The organism is Photobacterium sp. SKA34, from assembly GCF_000153325.1.
Taxonomy (GTDB): domain Bacteria; phylum Pseudomonadota; class Gammaproteobacteria; order Enterobacterales; family Vibrionaceae; genus Photobacterium.
In genome coordinates, this window is sequence record NZ_CH724145.1 from 365,840 (window position 1) to 386,435 (window position 20,596).

The window sequence follows — 20,596 nt, forward strand, 5'->3', positions numbered from 1 at the left end:
TGTGGAGTGTACTCCGGCTTATGCTTACCACGTAGACGAGAAGCGATTTCAGTTGCAAGACGACCTAGAGTTTTACCTTCAGCGTCAACAACATACCAGTCACGTTTTACAGTTTCTGGTTTAGCAACGAAAGTTTTCATGCTAATTAATACCCAATAATTTAAATAGTTTCACTTACTAGAACCATCAAAAGATGATCCCTCTGTATAAGAGCCCAGTCATCACCCCTTCGAGTGGTTGGCACTCCAGGCTTTCGCCTTCACAGGTACGGTGGGTCGCAAGATTATAGGGAAGGGTGAGGAAAAAATCACCTCTTTTCCTAAAAAAAAATGTCTTTTTTTCTTATTAGCTGCAATTTAGGGCAAAAGCAGTCGATAAATCCTGATTATCGTTAAATACGATATCCGTTAACAAACGATTTCTAAGCTAAATGTGGCTTTGCCAAGTAATCATGGCTTTGCATTTCGATTAAGCGAGAACAACATCTTTTAAATTCAAAGGTTAATCGCCCTTGTTGATAAAGTTGCTCAAGAGGTACCGCCGCTGAGATAATCAAAGTAACATTTCGCTCATAGAACTCATCAACCATAGCAATAAAGCGCCGTGCCGCATCGTCTTCCTGTCCCGTTATTTGCGGTACATCAGACAGAATAACCGTATGATAGACATGCGCTATTTCCATGTAATCATTTTGGCTTCGGGACGTTTGACATAGCTGGTTAAAGCTGAACTGCACGACACCATCCGCTTCTCGCTGAACCATCAATTGCCGGGCATTAATCGTAATCATTATTTGCTGATTACGAGGCTCTGAGGTTAACTGTTCGAAATAATGTTTTAAATTCTCTGTTGCACATTCATCTAATGGGTAATGATAAATCTCAGCTTGTTCTAATGTACGCAAGCGATAATCAATGCCAGCATCAACATTCACTATCTCACAATGCTGTTCTATCAATGCGATCGCTGGTAAAAATCGTGCACGTTGCAAACCATTTCGATATAACTCTGGTGGTGGAATATTCGATGTCGCGACTAAACTAATCCCCCGCTTAAATAACGCTTCAAGCAAGGTACCTAAAATCATTGCATCGGTAATATCAGAAACAAAGAACTCATCAAAACAGATAATGTCTGTTTCTTGTTTAAATGTATCAGCAACATGTTCAAGTGGATTTTCAACCCCACCTAATTTTTTTAATTCATGATGTACACGATGCATAAATCGGTGAAAGTGCATACGTGTTTTACGTTCTAGTGGTAAACAGTCATAAAAAGTATCAACAAGGTAAGTTTTACCTCGCCCTACCCCACCCCAAAAATATAATCCTTTCACTGGCACAATATCTGCTTGGGTTGAATTGGGTTTAAAATAACGTTGGATGAAAGACAGTTTAGGCTCAGGTTTAGGCGCCAATATGCGATGGTATAAATTATCAAGATGGGAAACAGCACTCGCTTGTGCAGGATCTGCAAAAAAATCCGTTTTCTGTAAATCAAGTTGATACTTTTCTAGTGGCGTCATACTAACCTTACCTATTACATCCGTGAGTTATCTCTAATTATGAGAGGCAGAGCCATTACATAACTCTTACATCATATTTATTGAGTATCATGTCGCTTAACCTCACGGTATAGTAACGTGACAGCCATCGTTGATAAACATTGATACACGAATATTCGTATATACGTATAAGTCACAAGGAGTTTATTCATGACCATGACTTGGGCCATTATTATATTTTTAGCAGGGATCTTAATTGGTGCACTTGCTGTTCGTCTAACAAACAAAAGTGTAAAACAGCAAAAAACACTTAAAAAAGAGCTTGATAAATCAAAGTACGAGCTTGAACAATTTCGCCAAGAACTCGTTGATCACTTCGCTCGCAGTGCTGATTTACTCGACAATGTTGCTAAAGATTACAGTAAACTTTATGAGCATATGGCGAAGACCTCGACAGAGTTAATGCCAAACCTTCCAGCACAAGATAATCCTTTTGCAAAACGCATCACTAGTTTAGAAGCGGTGAAAGACGCTCCCAAAGATGATGAAAGTGTTGAGCAAGCACCGCGCGATTATGCCAATGGCGCAACAGGGCTATTTAAAGGTGAAAACACCGCAGTAACAGAAGAAGAAAAAGCTCAGCTACATGCAGAGCCAAAAGCGAGTTAACTGTCACATTTATTCACTTCCACTTGCTGTTTATTCGTAAAATAGTGAGTGAAAGTGAACTTTGACTTCTTTTTATAGGTCTTAATTTTACTTGTAAACTGGAGTCTAATAATGATTAAAAAGCCTTTTCTTGTTATTACTGCGTTAGCATTAGGTATCAGTTCTGCTATTACCCCAGTAACGGCAACGGCTGCATTACCCACCTCTGTTGATAGCCAACCCATGCCAAGCCTTGCGCCAATGTTGGAGCAAGTCACACCCGCGGTTGTTAGTATTGCCGTTGAAGGTAAGCATGTTTCTAAGCAGCGTTTACCTGAATCTTTCCGTTATTTTTTTGGTCCAGACTTTCCTTCAGAGCAAGTCCAAGAGCGGCCATTTAGAGGTTTAGGCTCTGGGGTTATTGTTGATGCAAAGAAAGGCTATATCGTCACTAACCATCATGTAATTGATGGCGCAGATAAAATCAGTGTTCAACTTTTTTATGGACGCGAAATCGATGCCAAACTTATTGGTAGCGATAGCATGTCAGATATTGCATTACTACAGATAGACAAACCAGAAAACTTAACTGAAGTAAAACTGGCGAACTCAGATAAATTACGTGTCGGTGATTTTGCTGTCGCAATTGGTAACCCATTTGGTTTAGGTCAAACGGTAACATCAGGGATTGTCTCGGCACTGGGTCGTAGTGGCTTAAATATCGAGAACTTTGAAAACTTTATTCAAACCGATGCTGCAATCAATAGCGGTAACTCAGGCGGTGCATTAGTTAATCTTAATGGTGAACTCATTGGTATAAACACCGCGATTTTGGGCCCTAATGGCGGTAATGTCGGTATTGGCTTTGCTATTCCCTCTAATATGGTGAAAAGCTTAACTGATCAAATCTTAGAATTTGGTCAAGTCAAACGCGGAATTTTGGGTGTTCAAGGTGGTGAATTAACTGCAGAGCTTGCTAAAACCTTCGGTTATTCAACTAACCACGGTGCATTTGTCAACCAAGTCATGCCTAAATCTTCTGCTGAAAAAGCAGGACTGAAAGCAGGAGATATCATTACCGAAGTGAACGGAAACCCTATCCGTACCTTCAGTGAGTTAAGAGCGAAAATTGCGACTATGGGCGCAGGTAAGGCGCTAACTTTAGGTATTATTCGCGATGGCAAAAAGCAAACCGTTAATGTGACCTTAAAAGCAGCAAGTGAAAATAAAGTAAAGGCTGATAATCTTCACCCTAGCCTAGCCGGTGCTGAATTTACCAATACTGTTGCTGGCGATAAAGTCAAAGGGGTTAAGGTATTAAAGCTTGACGAGCGATCTATCGCTGCACGTTATGGCCTACAAAAAGGTGACATTATTATTGGTCTTAACCGTAATAAGATAAAGAACCTTGGTGAACTTCGTAAAGCACTTGAAGCAAAACCTAATGTGCTTGCGATGGAAGTTAAACGTGATAACAACGTCCTGTATCTGATTATTAGATAACAATACGTTTATTATTAACCTTCAAATATAGTCAGGGTGAAGCGGTGCTCTGACTTTATTATTGGTCTCTATAAGAAGGAGTGGTATTCTTCTTGCCATCCACTCTCTTTATTATTTTAAGGACTCTTGATGTTGGCTTTTCTTGGTCGTTCAATTCTGCTCGGCCTTATCACAGCATGCGTTGTACTAGTTGCTGTACCAAGTTTACGTCCATCATCAACGGTGTCTTTACCCCAATTAGACGATGCGCCCGCCCCTTTATCATATAACTACGCAGTTAAACGCGCTTCGCCTGCGGTTGTGAATATTTATAACCGCCGCTATGAAAATAATGAATCACGGCCAGAACCAGAGTTAATCACTCAAGGGTTAGGGTCGGGAGTGATCATGAGTGATAAAGGCTATATAGTGACGAACTATCACGTTGTCGCCAATGCAGATCAAGTCATTGTCGCACTCCAAGATGGCCGTATTTTTAGTGCACAGCGAATTGGTTTAGATCAGCTTACCGATCTCGCAGTGTTAAAAATTAATGCTGATAATTTACCGGTAATCCCAGTTAACTCTGATTATAGGGCAACAATTGGAGATGTTGTTCTCGCTATCGGTAATCCTTACAATCTCGGACAATCAACTACATCAGGGATTATTTCCGCTAAAGGACGCTCAGGCTTGAGTATCTATGGCCCACAAGACTTTTTACAAACTGATGCAGCAATTAACGAAGGCAATTCTGGTGGTGCATTAGTTAATACTCGCGGAGAGTTAGTGGGCATTAACACCGCCGTTTTTCAACAATCAACGAATATTGAGACCACAGGTATTTCCTTTGCCATACCTTATCACTTAACAATAAAAATCATGAAAAAGCTGATTGCAGATGGTCGAGTTATTCGAGGCTGGATTGGTATTCAAGGGAAATCAATAAGCCCAGTAATGGCAAGACTTTATGATATAACGCAAGTCAACGGTATTATTGTACAAGAGGTAGATCCAAATAGTCCTGCTTCCAAAGTCGGTATTCAAAAAAATGATATTGTAATTGAAATTGCAGGTAAGCAAGTTCCAAACGTACAAAGCGTTAACGATATAATCACTGATATACGCCCAGGAACTAAGATCAAAATAAAGATTATTCGAAATGGTAAACCAATTTTAATACCGATAGTCGTTGCCAACAGGCCTGATTATTTAAACAAACCGATGCGATAAATTTAGCTGAATACCTGTATAAAAAAACGCCTCACATTTTGTGAGGCGTTTTTTTACTATCTACTAAAAAAGTTATTCAGAGATACGTTCGATATTCATACCTAACGCGCTGAATTTTTCTTCGATAAATTCGTAACCACGATCAATATGGTAAATACGATCAACAATCGTCTCACCCTTTGCGATGCTACCAGCAATAACAAGGCTGGCTGATGCTCGTAAATCTGTTGCCATTACTTGTGCACCACTTAAGCCTTCAGTATCACCGCAAATTACAGTATTACCTTCAACCTCCGCGTGAGCACCCATACGGATAAGTTCTGGAATATGCATAAAACGGTTTTCAAAAATCGTTTCAGTGATAATACCCGTGCCTTTTGCCATCAGATTCAATAGTGAGAATTGTGCTTGCATGTCGGTTGGAAAACCCGGATGCGGTGCAGTACGAATATTAACGGCTTTCAGCTCACGCTCCGTCATATCAAGGCTAATCCAGTCTTCACCAGTCTCAACCAATGCGCCTGCTTCTTCAAGCTTTGCTAATACTGCTTCCATTAATTCAGGTTTGGTATTACGACACATAATCTTGCCACCAGAAACAGCAGCAGCAACAAGGAAAGTTCCCGTTTCAATACGGTCAGCAACTACTTCGTGGTAACCACCACCAAGACGCTCAACGCCTTCAATGGTAATGGTTGCAGTACCAGCACCTGAAATTTTCGCGCCAAGTGCATTTAGAAATGCGGCTGTATCTTCAATTTCAGGCTCACGGGCTGCATTTTCAATAACAGTTGTACCTTCAGCCAATGTTGCTGCTGACATAATCGTTACTGTCGCACCAACACTGACTTTATCCATCACGATATGTGCGCCTTTCAGACGACCATCAACACTCGCTTTCACGTAGCCTTCATCAAGCGTGATTGTTGCGCCTAATTGCTCTAAACCTACAATATGAAGATCAACAGGACGAGCGCCAATCGCACAACCACCAGGCAGTGAAACTTGACCTTGACCAAAACGAGCAACCAATGGGCCGAGTGCCCAGATTGAAGCACGCATCGTTTTCACTAAATCATAAGGTGCACAAAACTCATTCACATCACTAGCATCGATATGAACTGAGCCATTACGTGATACTTTTACGCCTAAACGAGAAAGTAGTTCCATTGTCGTATCGATATCACGTAATTTTGGAACATTTGCAATTTCTACAGGCTCTTCAGCAAGCAAAGCGGCGAATAAAATCGGCAATGCTGCATTCTTAGCGCCAGAAATTGACACTTCACCGCTTAGTGGACCACCGCCCTGAATACGAAACTTCTGCATCATTTACCTCGTTATAACGACATTAGCTTTTTATCACGCATCCATTCTTCAGGTGTATACGTTTTGATACTTAATGCGTGAATGTCGTTTGCTGCAATTCGATCCATCAACGGACCATAAATAGTTTGTTGTTTTTTCACTCGGCTCATGCCGTCAAAAATAGTACTCACTGCAATAACTTCGTAGTGACTACCTTCACCTTTAACAATCACTTCATCAAGATCTAAGGCATTTTCTAGAATTTGTTTAATCTCGGAGATTTCCACAAGCTATCCTCTCTACAACTCACTTCATGCAAGCTGCTAAAATGGGTTCAACATGGCTCAAGCGTAACAATGTTTTTAGTTGCTCGGGCACATTAAGCAGGGTGAAGTCACATCCTGCGCTGCTTAATTGCTGGTGAAGATGCAATAACATCACCATGCCAGCTGAGTCTACTCGACTCAAGCCACCTAGATCGAGCAATACCTTATTTGAATCAGGTACCCACTCATTTCTACGTCGCCAAAAAGCTGGCACTGTGTCACGTTCTAAACAACCTGACAAGCTATATTGGTCATTACCGAGAGCCTGCCATTTGATCCTATCCTCAGACATGATCATTTTTTCTCGATCTTAATTGGCTTGGCAGCAAGATCGCGTAGGTTTTGCGTTACTGCATCAATTCCCTTAGTGCGAAGCTCACCACTCCACTCGCTTTGCTTAGTCGAAATCATACTGACTCCTTCAGCAACCATGTCAAATCCTTGCCATTCTTTTGTCTTTTTATTCAAACGAAGCTTAAAATCAAGACGAATAGGTGGGCGTTGATTATCAACAATATCAACACGTACTGACACGATACTGCGATCAGCAGGAACCGCTTTAGCTGGCTCTATCTGAATTTTCTGATCGGTATACTGTGTTAATACCTGAGCATAAGATGCTACCAAATATTCAGTGAACGCTTCCGTGAACGCATCGCGTTGATCTGCGGTGGTTTTCTTTAAATTTGAACCCAGTACTTTATAAGCGGCGTAACGTGTATTGATATAAGGCAATAGCTCTTTTTTAACAATAATTCGTAACTCTTCTGGGTTTGCTTGGATCTTAGGTTGATCTGCTTTTAAAGTTTTAAATAACTGAACAGAAACTTTATCCATCATAGTATATGGATTTGTCTGATCGACCGTTGCAGCCTGCACCAACATCGGTAGGGCAAGAAAAGCCAGCATTAGGCATCGTAAAAATTTCATAGGTGCTCCTAGTCTTTTTTGTCACCGCCAATGCTATATAGCACTTGGCCTATCATATCTTCTAATACTAACGCAGATTTCGTGTCTTCAATAAGATCGCCGTTATGTAGCATCTCGACATCGTCATCAACAAATCCAGGGGAAATACCTAAATATTGCTCACCTAAAAGGCCAGATGTTAAAATTGAAGCCGAGCTAGTTTCAGGGAAATAACCAAATTTTTTGTTAATCGATAACGTAACCATCGGAATGTAGGTTTCTTTATCAAGGTTAATAGCAGTTACTTCACCAACGGTTACACCACCTACCTTCACAGGAGAGCGTACTTTTAAACCACCGATATTATCGAAATGGGCTTTTAATGTGTAACTTTCATTACTACCAAAGTTTTGTAAATTAGCAACTTTGAAAGCTAACACTAATAATGCTGCAATTCCGGCTAACATAAAAATGCCAACCCACAGTTCTAAACGTTTATTTTGTTGCATGCTTTTATCCATTTAATTTGTTTTGTCACACTAAGGTCATGTTGGTTTCTTTATGAATTAGCTACCAAACATAAGTGCAGTCAAAATAAAATCTAAGCCCAATACGGCCAATGATGAATTCACCACCGTTCGTGTCGTTGCTCGGCTGATCCCTTCAGAAGTAGGAACGGCATCATAACCATTAAATACCGCAATCCAGGTTACTGTTATCGCAAAAGCAACAGCCTTAATAATGCTGTTCCCTATGTCATAACTAAAGTTCACTGAAGATTGCATGACCGACCAGAAACTACCGTAATCAATCCCTTTCCAGTCAACGCCAACAACTTGCGCCCCCCATAAACCAACAACACTAAACATCAGCGCTAATAATGGCATTGAGATAACTCCAGCCCAAAAGCGTGGCGCAATCACTCGACGAAGCGGATCAACCGCCATCATTTCCATACTTGAAAGCTGTTCTGTCGCTTTCATTAAACCTATTTCAGCGGTAAGTGCAGAGCCTGCTCGCCCAGCAAATAATAACGCTGTCACAACTGGACCTAATTCGCGAAGTAAAGACAATGCAACCATTTGTCCTAAGCTCGTTTCGGCACCAAAGCCTGCCAGTACAAGGTAACCTTGTAAACTCAATACCATGCCGATAAACAAACCAGAAACAATAATAATCGCGATTGATAAAACACCAACTGAATACAGTTGCTTTATTAATAACGGAAACATTTTTCTTGGCTGAGGCTTACTCACCAATGCGCCAAACAACATTAACGTTGCTCGTCCCATTGTTTGGCATTTTTCAATACCACTTCGCCCTAAATGGGCTATCGCATCAACAATCATTTTTTGCTCGTAATCCATCAAATAACAGATGCGCATGACGCGCATCATGAATAACGCTTAACCAAATAAATCTTGCTCTAATGGCTGCGCTGGAAACTTAAAAGGAACGGGACCATCAGCATCGCCATCTAAGAACTGACGTACGCGAGGATCAGGGTTTTCTCGTAATTCTTGAGGGCTACCACTGCCAATAATTTTACCACCTGATAGTAAATAAACATGATCAGCGATACTCATCACTTCGGGTACATCATGAGAAACAACCACAGATGTCATGCCTAATGCTTTATTGAGGCTACTGATTAATTGCACTAACACCCCCATCGTAATGGGATCTTGTCCCACAAAAGGTTCGTCATACATCATTAACTCAGGATCCAAAGCAATTGCACGAGCTAAGGCAGCTCGACGTGCCATGCCACCAGATAACTCATTCGGCATCAACTGTGCCGCGCCACGTAACCCTACGGCTTCTAATTTCAATAACACTAAACTACGTAATAAATCTTCAGGTAAATTAGTATGTTCTCGCAACGGAAATGCAATATTGTCGAAAACGTTCATATCAGTAAAAAGTGCGCCCGATTGAAACAACATACTCATTCGTTTACGTGCTTGATATAAATCACTGCGTTTTAAGGTTGGGATATTCCACTCATCAAACCATACTTCGCCTTTATCTGGCGCAATTTGACCGCCAATCAAACGCAATAATGTTGTTTTACCTATTCCTGAAGGCCCCATGATTGCTGTTACTTTTCCTCGTGGCACATCAAGGGAAATATCATCAAAAATGAATCGTTCACCACGAGAAAATGTTAGGTTTTTAATCGAAATCAGTATATCGCTTTTAGCCATTGCTTCGTATTTGCCTCTAATTACTGGTAACTTCTCATAAAAAACACTAATTATTATTTAAAATCAGTAAATTATGACTTAACCACAAGAAAAAATCATATTTATCGCGTGAAAACTATTATAGCTGAGGATAATAAGGAGAATAAAACATCAACTCAAGTTAGTCGGTTCATATCTCATCTCTTGCTACAGTGTTAAGGCATATTGCTGCTATTTCACACACCAAATACTTGTATAACGATTCTTATTAACTTTCTCTATATGTTATTTTAACCTAACAATTGAACACTATTCAAATATCATATCAGCCATCAAAAATAGTGAGGTTTTACAATCCACCATGACAAATTCACCGTGATTGTTATTTTTCCTCATAAATGTTCATAATAGAGAGAATTAGTCATTTGTTATACTTCCCTTTTGCTTTGCTAACCGTCAAAATCACTCCCTAATATCAAAAGCGATTCAACGCTGGATTTACTGTACTCGTTTTTAACATGCCATTTTTAAAAGGGATTAGAATGCTCGAAGCCATTGTATTGCTCTGTGTAGGGTTAGTGTTATTAGTATGGAGTGCCGATCGATTGGTATATGGCGCTGCTGCACTGGCTAAAAATTTTGGTGTTGCGCCGCTTGTTATCGGTATGACAATACTGGCAATGGGCTCTTCGGCACCAGAAATGATGGTTTCAGCGACCGCAGCACTTGCAGGTAAAACCGATACAGCGGTAGGTAATGTACTTGGTTCTAATATCGCCAATATTGCACTTATTTTAGGTATAACGGCAATGTTGAAGCCACTGTCGATCGGTTCAACCATTATTCGCCGTGAATTACCGCTAATGTTAGGCGTGACCGTTATTGCCGGCCTCTTGCTATGGGATAATTATTTAGGCCGAATGGAAGGCGTTTTTCTTGCCGTGCTTTTTGTCCTGTTTTTACTTGCGATGTTAAAAATCAGCAAGTCGAGCAAAAACGATCCTCTCGTTGAAGAGCAAGAAGCAGAGATCCCAACGGGCGTTAAAAACTCATCAGCCATTATCTGGGTCTTTATTGGTTTAGGTTTACTGCTTTATTCATCAGATATGGTTGTAGAGTCAGCCGTTGTTATTGCTAAACACTACGGTATGAGTGACTTAGTGATTGGTTTAACGATCATTGCTATTGGTACCAGTTTGCCTGAGCTTGCCGCTTCTATCGCGAGTATTTACAAGGGTGAAGATGATATGGCAGTAGGTAATATCATCGGCTCTAATGTCTTTAATATTTTAGCGGTAATGGGTATACCAGGACTGCTGAATCCATCAGTATTAAGCCCTCTCGCGATGGGGCGTGATTTTTATGTCATGCTCGGACTGTCGGTATTGTTATTATTAATGGCACTAGGTAAACGTCGTCGAATCAATCGTGTTGAAGGTGGTATTTTGGTACTGTGCTTTATAGCTTACCAAGCTTACCTATTCTTAAATATTTCCGCATAATGGAGAATAATCAGATGTCTCGCTCCTTTGACTTTTGTAGCCATGGCAAAAAAGTGCTGAATATTGAAATTCAAGCACTACAAAACATCAGTCGATATATTGATGATAGCTTTAATAAAGCCTGTCAGCTGGTACTCGATTGCGAAGGAAAAGTCATTGTGATGGGAATGGGTAAATCGGGCCATATTGGTAGAAAACTAGCAGCAACCCTTGCGAGTACTGGTACACCTGCCTTTTTCGTTCATCCTGGTGAGGCAAGCCATGGTGATTTAGGCATGATCAAACATGAAGATGTTGTGATCGCAATTTCTAACTCTGGTGAAGCATCTGAAATTTTGGCGTTATTACCTGTCATTAAACGATTAGGTATTCCCATGATCAGCATGACAGGCAAACCTACGTCCAGTATGGCAAAAATGGCAATTATAAACTTACAAATCACTGTAGAAAAAGAAGCTTGCCCCTTAAACCTAGCGCCAACCTCGAGTACGACAGCAACACTTGTGATGGGTGATGCATTAGCGATTTCAGTTATGGAAGCGCGTGGATTTACTGCTGATGATTTTGCTTTGTCTCATCCCGGAGGAGCTCTTGGACGAAAATTATTAATGCGTATCGCAGATGTCATGCATACCGGTAAAATGCTGCCTATTATTGAAGAAACAGCCAGCATTAAAGATGCCTTGCTAGAAATATCCCAAAAAGGCTTAGGGATGACGGCTATCGTTAATAATAAGCAACAGCTTAGCGGAATATTTACCGATGGTGATTTACGTCGTTTACTCGATAACCATGTTGATATTCATAATACGAATATCGGTAATGTGATGTCTTGTAACCCGCAGACGATTTCCCCTCAACTGCTCGCAGCTGAAGGGTTAAAGATAATGGAAGATCGTAAAATCAACGGGTTGCTTGTGACTGAAAACTCTCAACTGGTTGGTGCATTAAACATGCATGATTTATTAAAAGCAGGCGTGATGTAGTAGCATACTCAGTATAACGCGTAACGAATTAGAACAATGAAACATGATAAAGGCTTAAGTCTATGACTTTAAAAAGGCTACTCTATGTACTTCTGGTAATATTTTGTGCATGGTTAGGCTACAACCAACTTGAACAACTGTGGCAAAAAGATCATCAAGTAAAGCCTGATGACGAAAAGCCTATGTTCATTGGTAACGACATCAGTAATACAACCTTTGATCTCTCTGGTATTCGTAGTTATCAAATCGATTCAGATCATCTTGAATACTTTGAGAAAAGTGGTGAGACCGATTTTATAAAACCTGTATTATGGGTGTTTAAAGAAGGTAAAAATGCAGAATGGCGGATCAGTTCCGATACCGCTATTTTAGATAAAAATAATGTACTGAACCTTCATGGCAATGTTCGCATGTTTAACTTATTACCTGATTCAGACATCCAAGTGATCAAAACAGATAACTTGCAATTGAATATTGAAACTCAAGATTTTAATACTCAAGACCATGTGATGATTACAGGACCCGCCTTCCAAAACCAAGGTGATGGTATGATGGGTAATATGAAACGTAAAGTCGCTAAACTCTTAAAAAATGTGAAAAGTAGATATGAACCGACTGAAAACTAGTGCTCTACTATGCTTACTATGTGTTAGCACATCGTCTTGGGCATTAAAAAGTGATACTAAACAACCTATTAACATCAGCTCCAATAGCCAAGAACTTGATGTACAAAATAACATTGCAACTTTTACTGGTGATGTAAGATTACGTCAGGGCACAATTGATATTCATGCTGATAAAGTTGTTGTAACGCGCCCAAATAGCAATGCAAAAGAGCAAACTATTATTGCTTATGGTAAGCCTGCCACCTTCCATCAAATTATGGATGATGGTAAGCCTATTGATGGCGAAGCATTAAAAATGCGCTATGAAACAAAAACAGAATTTTTGAAAATGACAGACAAAGCTGTATTAAATCAGGATGGTACTGAAATGAAAGGTAATGTCATCACTTATGATATTAATAAGCAGCGTTTGGTAGCTCAAAGTGGCGATAAGCAACGCGTAACTACTGTCATCCAACCAAATCAATTGAACAATAACAAGAAATAAACAGTATCTATGGCTATTCTAAAAGCAGAACACCTCGCAAAAAGCTATAACGGACGTAAAGTTGTTTCTGATGTTAGCCTTGAGGTTGAATCTGGAAAAATCGTCGGCCTATTAGGGCCTAACGGTGCAGGTAAAACGACATCGTTTTACATGATTGTAGGTTTAGTTGCACGAGATGAAGGTGTGATCACCATTGATGGTAACGATATCAGCCTACAACCCATGCATAACCGTTCACGTATGGGTATCGGTTATTTACCTCAAGAAGCATCGATTTTCCGCCGCTTAAGCGTTTATGATAACTTGATGGCGGTACTCCAGACGCGCAAAGAGTTAACGAAAGAAGAGCGCCAAGATAAAGCAGAAGATTTATTGGATGAGTTTAACATCCAACATATCCGTAACAATCTTGGTCAATCATTATCAGGTGGGGAGCGACGACGTGTTGAAATTGCACGAGCATTAGCCGCAAACCCTAAATTTATTTTACTTGATGAGCCATTTGCTGGTGTTGACCCCATCTCTGTGATCGACATCAAAAAGATCATTGAACATTTACGTGATCGTGGGCTTGGCGTCTTAATAACAGACCATAATGTAAGGGAAACACTTGATGTCTGTGAACATGCGTATATCGTAAGTCAGGGACAGTTAATCGCTAACGGCACACCTGAACATGTTCTAAACGATGAACATGTTAAGCGCGTTTACCTAGGTGACCAATTCCGTTTATAACACATTAAATAGGTCTGCTATTGAAGAAAAAGCCACAGTATAAAAATAATAACGACAAGGTATATCTACGTTAATGAAAACTTCGCTCCAGCTTAAGCTAGGCCAACAACTGGCCATGACGCCGCAGCTACAGCAAGCTATTCGCCTGCTGCAGTTATCTACTTTGGATCTCCAACAGGAAATTCAAGAAGCCCTAGATGGAAATCCACTGCTAGAGCTGGAAGAAAATGAAGATCTTTCGACAAACGATGATAAAGCTGCGACAGAATCTTCAACAGACGATAGCTCTGACAATATTGATGATATTGAAAGCTTTGATACCGCCGATGTCATCGATAACAATGAAATGCCAGAAGAACTTCCCGTCGATACGACTTGGGATGATGTTTATAGCGCAGGAACAGGCAGTACAGGCATTGCACTTGACGACGATTTTCCGGTCTATCAAGGGGAAACCACGGAATCGTTACAAGATTATCTAATGTGGCAAGTCCAGCTAACCCCGTTTAGTGAAACTGATCTTGCCATAGCGACGGCTATCATTGATGCCGTTGATGAAAAAGGATATTTATCCTGCTCTGCAGAAGATATTCTAGAAAGTTTTGATGATGATGAACTTGAGCTAGATGAAGTTGAAGCGGTATTAAAACGCGTACAACAATTTGATCCTCTCGGTGTAGCTTCTCGCAATTTACAAGAATGTTTATTACTTCAACTGGCTACCTACCCAAAAGATACCCAGTGGCTCACTGAAGCCCAAATGCTACTGTCTGATCATATTGCTCTTTTAGGCAATCGTGATTATCGACAGCTCATGCGTGAAACAAAACTAAAAGAAGCCGATTTAAAAGCCGTAATGGCGTTGATCCATTCGCTCGATCCTCGTCCAGGCAATCGCGTTATTCATTCAGACACCGAATATGTGGTGCCAGATGTATCAGTGTTTAAAGATCACGGAAAATGGGTCGTCACTATCAACCCTGACAGCGTGCCACGTATTAAAGTGAATGAACAATACGCTGCATTGAGTAAAAATACCCGTAATAGTGCTGATAGCCAATTTATTCGTACACATCTGCAAGATGCTAAATGGCTAATAAAAAGCTTAGAAAGTCGAAATGAAACATTACTCAAAGTCGCTCGCTGCATTGTCGAACATCAGCAAGACTTCTTTGAATATGGCGAAGAGGCGATGAAACCTATGGTATTAAATGATATCGCCCTTGCCGTAGAAATGCATGAATCCACCATATCTCGAGTCACAACGCAAAAATACATGCATACACCTCGAGGTATTTTTGAATTGAAATACTTCTTCTCAAGTCATGTCAGTACGGATAACGGTGGCGAATGCTCGTCTACTGCAATCCGCGCACTGGTGAAGAAACTTGTTGCAGCAGAAAACCAAGCGAAGCCATTAAGTGACAGCAAAATTGCGACACTATTAGCCGAGCAAGGCATTATGGTAGCAAGGCGAACTATCGCTAAATACCGTGAATCCTTAGGTATTCCGCCGTCGAATCAGCGAAAACGTCTGATCTAGATTAACAGGTCAGATCCAACAAAAGGAAGATGTCTATGCAAATCAATATTACAGGGCACCATGTTGATGTAACCGATTCTCTTCGTGAATATGTCACGACCAAGTTTGAAAAACTTGAGCGCTTCTTCGATAAAATAAACAATGTCCAAGTTATTCTTAATGTTGAAAAGCTTCAACAGATAGCTGAAGCTACGCTACACATTAACTCAGGGGAAATCCACGCAAAAGCGGATTCTGAAAATATGTATGCTGCGATTGATGAATTGACTGATAAACTCGTCCGTCAATTAAACAAACACAAAGATAAGCTCAACAGCCACTAACTATGCAACTTAGTCATGTATTGAGCCTGGACTGCACTAAAAGTGCAGTCCCTTGCTCCAGCAAAAAGCGCGCGCTAGAACTCATTAGTGAGATAGCAGCCGCTCATCTTGATCAAAACCCACAGACACTATTCGAATGTATGCTCAATCGTGAAAAGATGGGGACTACAGGTATTGGTAATGGTATTGCGATCCCTCATGGGCGAATCAGTAATAGCGATCAAGCCATTGCCGTACTGATTCAATGCCAAGAACCAATTGATTTTGATGCGATTGATAATCAGCCTGTTGATCTTCTGTTTGCGCTGTTTGTACCAGAAGAACAATGTAAAGAGCATTTAAAAACTCTTGCAAGCATGGCTGAGAAGCTAGGTAACAAGCAAGTATGTAAACAACTTCGTCATGCAACTAGCGATCAAGAGCTGTATCATATCCTTACCGATGAATCGTGAGCTTTTACTCCATATCCCAATTACCGAGGTAAATAAACCATGATGTTAATGGTTGTAAGTGGCCGTTCTGGTTCAGGAAAATCTGTCGCCTTACGTGTGCTTGAAGATCTCGGCTATTACTGTGTCGATAATCTTCCTGTTACTCTACTGCCGCAATTTGTCAAAGACATTGCCCATACTGAGCAAGATATAGCAGTCAGCATTGATGTACGTAACATGCCTCAGCAACCAGATGAAATACAGCGTATTCTCAAATCACTAGAGAACGATGTTGATGTGAACGTTGTTTTTCTCGATGCTGATGATAAAGAGTTAGTTAAACGTTATAGCGAAACTCGTCGCTTACATCCTTTATCTCGGCAAAATATGACACTAGAGCAAGCGATTACCTCTGAAAGTGCCATATTAGGTGATTTAAAAGAACATGCTGATTTAGTTATCGATACAACGAATAAATCAATTCATGATTTAAGTGAAACCGTTCGTGCTCGCGTGTTAGGCCGAGAAGCAAAAGAGCTAATTCTTGTTTTTGAATCATTTGGCTTTAAGCATGGTTTACCTTCAGATGCCGATTATGTATTTGATGTTCGCTTTTTACCCAACCCTCACTGGGTACCAGAACTCAAACCCCAAACAGGGCTAGATCAAGGGGTAAAAGATTTTCTTTCTAGCCAAAGTGAAGTAAATCAACTCAACTACCAAATTCGTAATTTCATCGAAACTTGGCTACCAATGCTTGAAAAAAACAACCGCAGCTATGTTACGGTAGCCATTGGTTGTACTGGCGGCCAACATCGTTCTGTCTATATTGCACAATCTCTTGCCGACTACTTTGAGCATCAAGGTCAACAAGTCCAAGTCCGTCACCGCACATTAGAAGAAAAATAATGACAGTCCAACGCGAATTATTTATTAAAAACCGACTCGGCTTACACGCACGCGCGGCAATTAAACTGGTTGAGCTTGCACAAAGCTTTACCGCAGTGATCACCTTGAGTAATACTGATGTATCAGCTACTGCGGATAGTGTCATGGGGCTTTTAATGCTTGATTCCGCACAAGGACAAAAAATCATGGTAAGTGCTGAAGGTTCAGACGAAGTATCAGCACTTAACGCTATCTCCGCTTTAATTGAAGCCGGCTTTGATGAAGAAAATTAAACATTACGTTTAAGACTCAATACCACTCACTTTTCAATTACACTTTAAATAATTTTCTCATCTGTAATTGACAACTAAATCTGAAATTCTGCTTCAATTATCGCTATTATTAATAACTCTGTAGGCAACTGGTGATAACTTTCCGTTAAATAACCTAGTGATTGTGTATGTGATAGATGTGAGAAGAGTAAATCTGCTCATTATACGTAAAACATGTGAGACAAAAGCTAGGTGATTACGTTAAAATTCAGCTTATTGCGCCATCAAAATATAAGTGGACCTAATACCTATGGCGGATGTATTAGAACAAGATCAAACCCATCAACGACTTCAAGAAGTTAACACTGCATTAGAAAATGGCATGTTTGTCCATGTTCGCCGACTCCTTCAAGAAATGGAGCCGGAAGATATTGCACATCTATTGGAAGCCTCTCCTCCGAAAGAACGTCAAGTACTATGGCAACTGACCGATCCTGAAGAGCAAGGTGAAATCCTTGATGAACTTTCTGAAGATGTAAAAGATGGTATCGTCTCGCAAATGGAGCCAGAGAAGCTGGCCGCTGTGACCGAGGGGATGGAAAGCGATGATGTCGCATATGTACTGCGTAGTCTTCCTGATGAACGTTATCAAGAAGTACTGGCGCAAATGGATACCACTGACCGTCATCGTATCGAGAAAGCGCTAGCGTACCCTGAGGATACTGCTGGCGGTATGATGAGTACTGACTTCATCACAATTCGTGGTGATGTTACGGCAGATGTTGTCTTACGTTATTTGCGAATGCGAGGTGAATTACCTGAAGCGACAGATGCTTTATATGTGGTTGATAGCAACGAAACCTTAATTGGTCACTTGTCTCTTGCAGCGCTAATTACGACGCAGCCTGACATCGAAATCAAAGATGTGATGGAAGATGCTGATGAAGCTATTCCAGTCGATATGCCTGACAGTGAAATCGCTAATCTGTTTGAACGTCGTAATTGGGTTTCAGCACCAGTTGTTGATCAAAATAATCTATTGCTTGGTCGTATTACTATCGATGATGTGGTCGATCTCATTCGTGAAGAAGCCGAACACTCAATGATGAGTATGGCGGGTATGGATGATGATGAAGATACCTTTGCACCGGTTTTAAAATCAGCTAAAAGTCGAAGTATTTGGCTCGGTGTTAACGTTTTAACGGCATTAGCAGCTGCATCTGTTTCCAACATGTTTGAAAACACTTTACAACAGATGGCTACCGTTGCTGTATTAATGACTATCGTTCCATCAATGGGTGGTGTCGCAGGTAACCAAACTGTAGCTCTGGTTATTCGTGGTTTAGCCGTTGGCCACATCGGTGATACCAACACCCGCTGGCTACTAAGTAAAGAGGCCCGTGTTGGTTTAATTAATGGCTTTATATGGGCGTTAATTATCGGTGCGGTTGTCGTTGTTTGGAAAGGCAGCTTTATGCTGGGAGCGATAATGGCCGGCGCAATGCTCGCAAACTTATTTATCGCCGGTGTTGCTGGTGTATTGATCCCTATTGGATTGAAAAAGCTCAAGATTGATCCAGCATTAGCTGGCGGTATGGCATTAACGACTTGTACTGATATTGTCGGTTTAATGGTATTCCTTGGCCTTGCGACTATCTTTATTACACCGTAAAACTGCCCTTTGCTGTAATGGAATAAATAAAAAAGCCCGAACCTGCATGATTCGGGCTTTTTATTTCACTTAATATGGAAAAAACTACTCACCAGCAATCTTCATTGAATCTAATAACATCGAGCCTGTTAAGATCTGACTGCGGGTTTCAGTATCATTACCAATAGCGACAATATTCTGCATCATATCTTTTAAATTACCGGCAATCGTAATTTCAGAAACAGGATATTGAATCTGGCCGTTCTCAACCCAGAAACCCGCTGCGCCACGCGAGTAATCACCCGTTACGATGTTCACACCTTGACCCATTAGCTCTGTGACTAATAAGCCTCGATCCATCTTCTTCAGCATTTGCTCAAAAGACTCACCGGTTGATTTCACCATCCAGTTATGAATACCACCAGCATGACCTGTTGGCTGCATATTCATTTTACGGGCAGCGTAGCTAGTCAGTAAGTAAGTTTGTAGCACACCGTCAGTAATGATCTCACGATCATAAGTTGCTAAACCTTCACTATCAAACGGGGTACTCGCCATACCACGTAAAATATGTGGGCGCTCGCTAATACCTAACCACTCGGGAAAAATTTGCTCACCTAACTTATCAACTAAGAAAGAAGATTTACGGTACAGGTTAGCACCACTGATCCCCATTACTAAGTGACCAAACAATCCTGTTGCGACATCGGCAGCAAACATCACTGGTGCTTCGCGGGTTGTTAGTTTCTGCGCATCAACACGACCTACAGTACGCTCTGCGGCATGGCGACCAACATGCTCAGGTGTCCACATATCAGAGGCTAAACGTGAAGTGGTGTAACTGTAATCTCGCTCCATTTCACCGTTTTTGCCTTCGGCTATCACACAACAACTAATGCTGTGACGACTTGAGGCATAACTTGCCAACATACCGTGGCTGTTACCATAAACACGGACACCGTAATGGCTATCATAACTTGCGCCATCACTTTGTTTAATTCGAGGATCATAAGCTAATGCGGCTTCTTCTGCTGCAATAGCTATCGCGGCTGCGCGATCTGGTTCTGGCTCATCTGGGTGGAATAAATCCAAATCAGGAATATCACGTGCCATTAACTCTTTCGGTCCAGGTCCTGCAAAAGGATCTTCCGAAGTGTAATTAGCAATATCAAGTGCTGCTGCTACTGTCTGAGCAATTGCTGATTCACTTAAATCAGAAGTTGATGCGCTGCCTTTGCGATTTCCGCGATAAACAGTGATCCCTAATGCCCCATCACTATTAAATTCAACATTCTCAACATCACACATACGTGTAGAGACACTTATCCCTGTTGTTTTGTTGATGGCTACTTCGGCGGCATCCGCTTGTTTACCGGCGACTTCCAGTGCTTTCGCAACCGCAGCTTCCAGTTCAACACGCTGCTGGGCTACCTGTTCTCTTACGTCCATACAATCACTTAAGGTTAGAGTTTTGCTTATTGGTTATAGAATAATGTAATTTACGCCCAAAATCGTTATTAAACTGATAAAATAGAGCTATTGATAGTGTTAGTGAG

24 protein-coding genes are annotated in these 20,596 nt (G+C 40.9%); 14 read left to right on the forward strand and 10 right to left on the reverse strand.

All coding sequences use genetic code 11. The features are described 5' to 3' along the window. Together SKA34_RS20275 and zapE are read right to left on the reverse strand one after the other, a co-directional pair. On the reverse strand, nucleotides 1-140 hold a 140-nt coding region (locus SKA34_RS20275), incomplete at its 3' end, for an uL13 family ribosomal protein (protein ID WP_006647348.1). Nucleotides 141-421: 281 nt separating this feature from the next. Further along, complete coding sequence (zapE, locus tag SKA34_RS20280; protein WP_006647349.1) at nucleotides 422-1,525, reverse strand: cell division protein ZapE; 1,104 nt, start codon at nucleotides 1,523-1,525, stop codon at nucleotides 422-424. Between the two features lie 189 nt (nucleotides 1,526-1,714). On the opposite strand from zapE, the gene zapG reads away from it, so the two are divergent. The 3 genes from zapG (at nucleotide 1,715) to degS (ending at nucleotide 4,867) form a co-directional block, all read left to right on the forward strand. Then, nucleotides 1,715-2,173, forward strand: a complete 459-nt coding sequence (gene zapG, locus SKA34_RS20285) for a Z-ring associated protein ZapG (protein WP_006647350.1) — start codon at nucleotides 1,715-1,717, stop codon at nucleotides 2,171-2,173. A 111-nt stretch (nucleotides 2,174-2,284) separates the two neighbouring features. Continuing rightward, nucleotides 2,285-3,655, forward strand: coding sequence for a Do family serine endopeptidase (locus SKA34_RS20290; RefSeq protein WP_006647351.1), 1,371 nt, complete (start codon nucleotides 2,285-2,287; stop codon nucleotides 3,653-3,655). A gap of 129 nt (nucleotides 3,656-3,784) precedes the next feature. Continuing rightward, on the forward strand, nucleotides 3,785-4,867 hold the full coding sequence (gene degS, locus SKA34_RS20295) for an outer membrane-stress sensor serine endopeptidase DegS (protein ID WP_006647352.1): 1,083 nt from the start codon (nucleotides 3,785-3,787) through the stop codon (nucleotides 4,865-4,867). Between the two features lie 72 nt (nucleotides 4,868-4,939). On the opposite strand, the gene murA is transcribed toward degS, so the two are convergent. From murA to mlaF, 7 genes are read right to left on the reverse strand one after another with little or no spacing between them, the layout of a single operon-like run. Beyond that, complete coding sequence (gene murA, locus SKA34_RS20300; RefSeq protein WP_006647353.1) at nucleotides 4,940-6,196, reverse strand: UDP-N-acetylglucosamine 1-carboxyvinyltransferase; 1,257 nt, start codon at nucleotides 6,194-6,196, stop codon at nucleotides 4,940-4,942. Nucleotides 6,197-6,207: 11 nt separating this feature from the next. After that, complete coding sequence (gene ibaG, locus SKA34_RS20305) at nucleotides 6,208-6,462, reverse strand: BolA family iron metabolism protein IbaG (protein ID WP_005371165.1); 255 nt, start codon at nucleotides 6,460-6,462, stop codon at nucleotides 6,208-6,210. Between the two features lie 19 nt (nucleotides 6,463-6,481). Then, nucleotides 6,482-6,799 carry a lipid asymmetry maintenance protein MlaB gene (locus SKA34_RS20310; RefSeq protein ID WP_006647354.1) on the reverse strand — a complete coding sequence of 106 codons (318 nt, stop codon included), beginning with the start codon at nucleotides 6,797-6,799 and terminating at the stop codon, nucleotides 6,482-6,484. Next, entirely contained in the window at nucleotides 6,796-7,431 is a 636-nt protein-coding gene (gene mlaC, locus SKA34_RS20315; protein WP_006647355.1) for a phospholipid-binding protein MlaC, read from the reverse strand. Before mlaC ends, SKA34_RS20310 begins: the two co-directional genes overlap by 4 nt. Before the next feature lie 8 nt (nucleotides 7,432-7,439). After that, nucleotides 7,440-7,919 carry an outer membrane lipid asymmetry maintenance protein MlaD gene (gene mlaD, locus SKA34_RS20320; RefSeq protein WP_006647356.1) on the reverse strand — a complete coding sequence of 160 codons (480 nt, stop codon included), beginning with the start codon at nucleotides 7,917-7,919 and terminating at the stop codon, nucleotides 7,440-7,442. A 57-nt stretch (nucleotides 7,920-7,976) separates the two neighbouring features. Beyond that, entirely contained in the window at nucleotides 7,977-8,759 is a 783-nt protein-coding gene (gene mlaE / locus SKA34_RS20325; protein WP_006647357.1) for a lipid asymmetry maintenance ABC transporter permease subunit MlaE, read from the reverse strand. 57 nt (nucleotides 8,760-8,816) lie between these two features. Then, nucleotides 8,817-9,617, reverse strand: coding sequence for a phospholipid ABC transporter ATP-binding protein MlaF (gene mlaF, locus SKA34_RS20330; protein ID WP_006647358.1), 801 nt, complete (start codon nucleotides 9,615-9,617; stop codon nucleotides 8,817-8,819). Nucleotides 9,618-10,138: 521 nt separating this feature from the next. Here mlaF and SKA34_RS20335 point away from each other — a divergent pair. From SKA34_RS20335 to mgtE, 11 genes are all read left to right on the forward strand, one after another. Next, the gene (locus tag SKA34_RS20335; RefSeq protein ID WP_006647359.1) at nucleotides 10,139-11,098 is read left to right on the forward strand and encodes a calcium/sodium antiporter; all 960 of its coding nucleotides are present in this window, start codon (nucleotides 10,139-10,141) and stop codon (nucleotides 11,096-11,098) included. A 14-nt stretch (nucleotides 11,099-11,112) separates the two neighbouring features. Further along, on the forward strand, nucleotides 11,113-12,084 hold the full coding sequence (locus tag SKA34_RS20340; RefSeq protein ID WP_006647360.1) for a KpsF/GutQ family sugar-phosphate isomerase: 972 nt from the start codon (nucleotides 11,113-11,115) through the stop codon (nucleotides 12,082-12,084). A 62-nt stretch (nucleotides 12,085-12,146) separates the two neighbouring features. Continuing rightward, on the forward strand, nucleotides 12,147-12,710 hold the full coding sequence (gene lptC, locus SKA34_RS20345) for an LPS export ABC transporter periplasmic protein LptC (RefSeq protein ID WP_006647361.1): 564 nt from the start codon (nucleotides 12,147-12,149) through the stop codon (nucleotides 12,708-12,710). Further along, nucleotides 12,691-13,197: a lipopolysaccharide transport periplasmic protein LptA gene (lptA, locus tag SKA34_RS20350; RefSeq protein WP_006647362.1), complete on the forward strand. Its 507-nt coding sequence runs from the start codon at nucleotides 12,691-12,693 to the stop codon at nucleotides 13,195-13,197. The genes lptC and lptA overlap by 20 nt, the downstream gene beginning before the upstream one ends. A gap of 9 nt (nucleotides 13,198-13,206) precedes the next feature. Then, entirely contained in the window at nucleotides 13,207-13,932 is a 726-nt protein-coding gene (gene lptB / locus SKA34_RS20355) for an LPS export ABC transporter ATP-binding protein (RefSeq protein ID WP_006647363.1), read from the forward strand. A gap of 115 nt (nucleotides 13,933-14,047) precedes the next feature. Next, on the forward strand, nucleotides 14,048-15,475 hold the full coding sequence (locus SKA34_RS20360) for an RNA polymerase factor sigma-54 (RefSeq protein ID WP_369750694.1): 1,428 nt from the start codon (nucleotides 14,048-14,050) through the stop codon (nucleotides 15,473-15,475). Between the two features lie 35 nt (nucleotides 15,476-15,510). Continuing rightward, entirely contained in the window at nucleotides 15,511-15,798 is a 288-nt protein-coding gene (hpf, locus tag SKA34_RS20365) for a ribosome hibernation promoting factor (RefSeq protein WP_006647365.1), read from the forward strand. Nucleotides 15,799-15,800: 2 nt separating this feature from the next. Then, nucleotides 15,801-16,250: a PTS IIA-like nitrogen regulatory protein PtsN gene (ptsN, locus tag SKA34_RS20370; protein ID WP_006647366.1), complete on the forward strand. Its 450-nt coding sequence runs from the start codon at nucleotides 15,801-15,803 to the stop codon at nucleotides 16,248-16,250. 39 nt (nucleotides 16,251-16,289) lie between these two features. Next, nucleotides 16,290-17,138: an RNase adapter RapZ gene (gene rapZ / locus SKA34_RS20375; RefSeq protein ID WP_006647367.1), complete on the forward strand. Its 849-nt coding sequence runs from the start codon at nucleotides 16,290-16,292 to the stop codon at nucleotides 17,136-17,138. Continuing rightward, nucleotides 17,138-17,410 carry an HPr family phosphocarrier protein gene (locus SKA34_RS20380; RefSeq protein WP_006647368.1) on the forward strand — a complete coding sequence of 91 codons (273 nt, stop codon included), beginning with the start codon at nucleotides 17,138-17,140 and terminating at the stop codon, nucleotides 17,408-17,410. Before rapZ ends, SKA34_RS20380 begins: the two co-directional genes overlap by 1 nt. Nucleotides 17,411-17,699: 289 nt before the next feature. Beyond that, the gene (mgtE, locus tag SKA34_RS20385; protein WP_006647369.1) at nucleotides 17,700-19,061 is read left to right on the forward strand and encodes a magnesium transporter; all 1,362 of its coding nucleotides are present in this window, start codon (nucleotides 17,700-17,702) and stop codon (nucleotides 19,059-19,061) included. Nucleotides 19,062-19,145: 84 nt separating this feature from the next. Here the strand turns inward: mgtE and pmbA are convergent, their stop codons facing one another. After that, on the reverse strand, nucleotides 19,146-20,489 hold the full coding sequence (pmbA, locus tag SKA34_RS20390; RefSeq protein ID WP_006647370.1) for a metalloprotease PmbA: 1,344 nt from the start codon (nucleotides 20,487-20,489) through the stop codon (nucleotides 19,146-19,148). Between the last annotated feature and the right edge of the window lie 107 nt (nucleotides 20,490-20,596).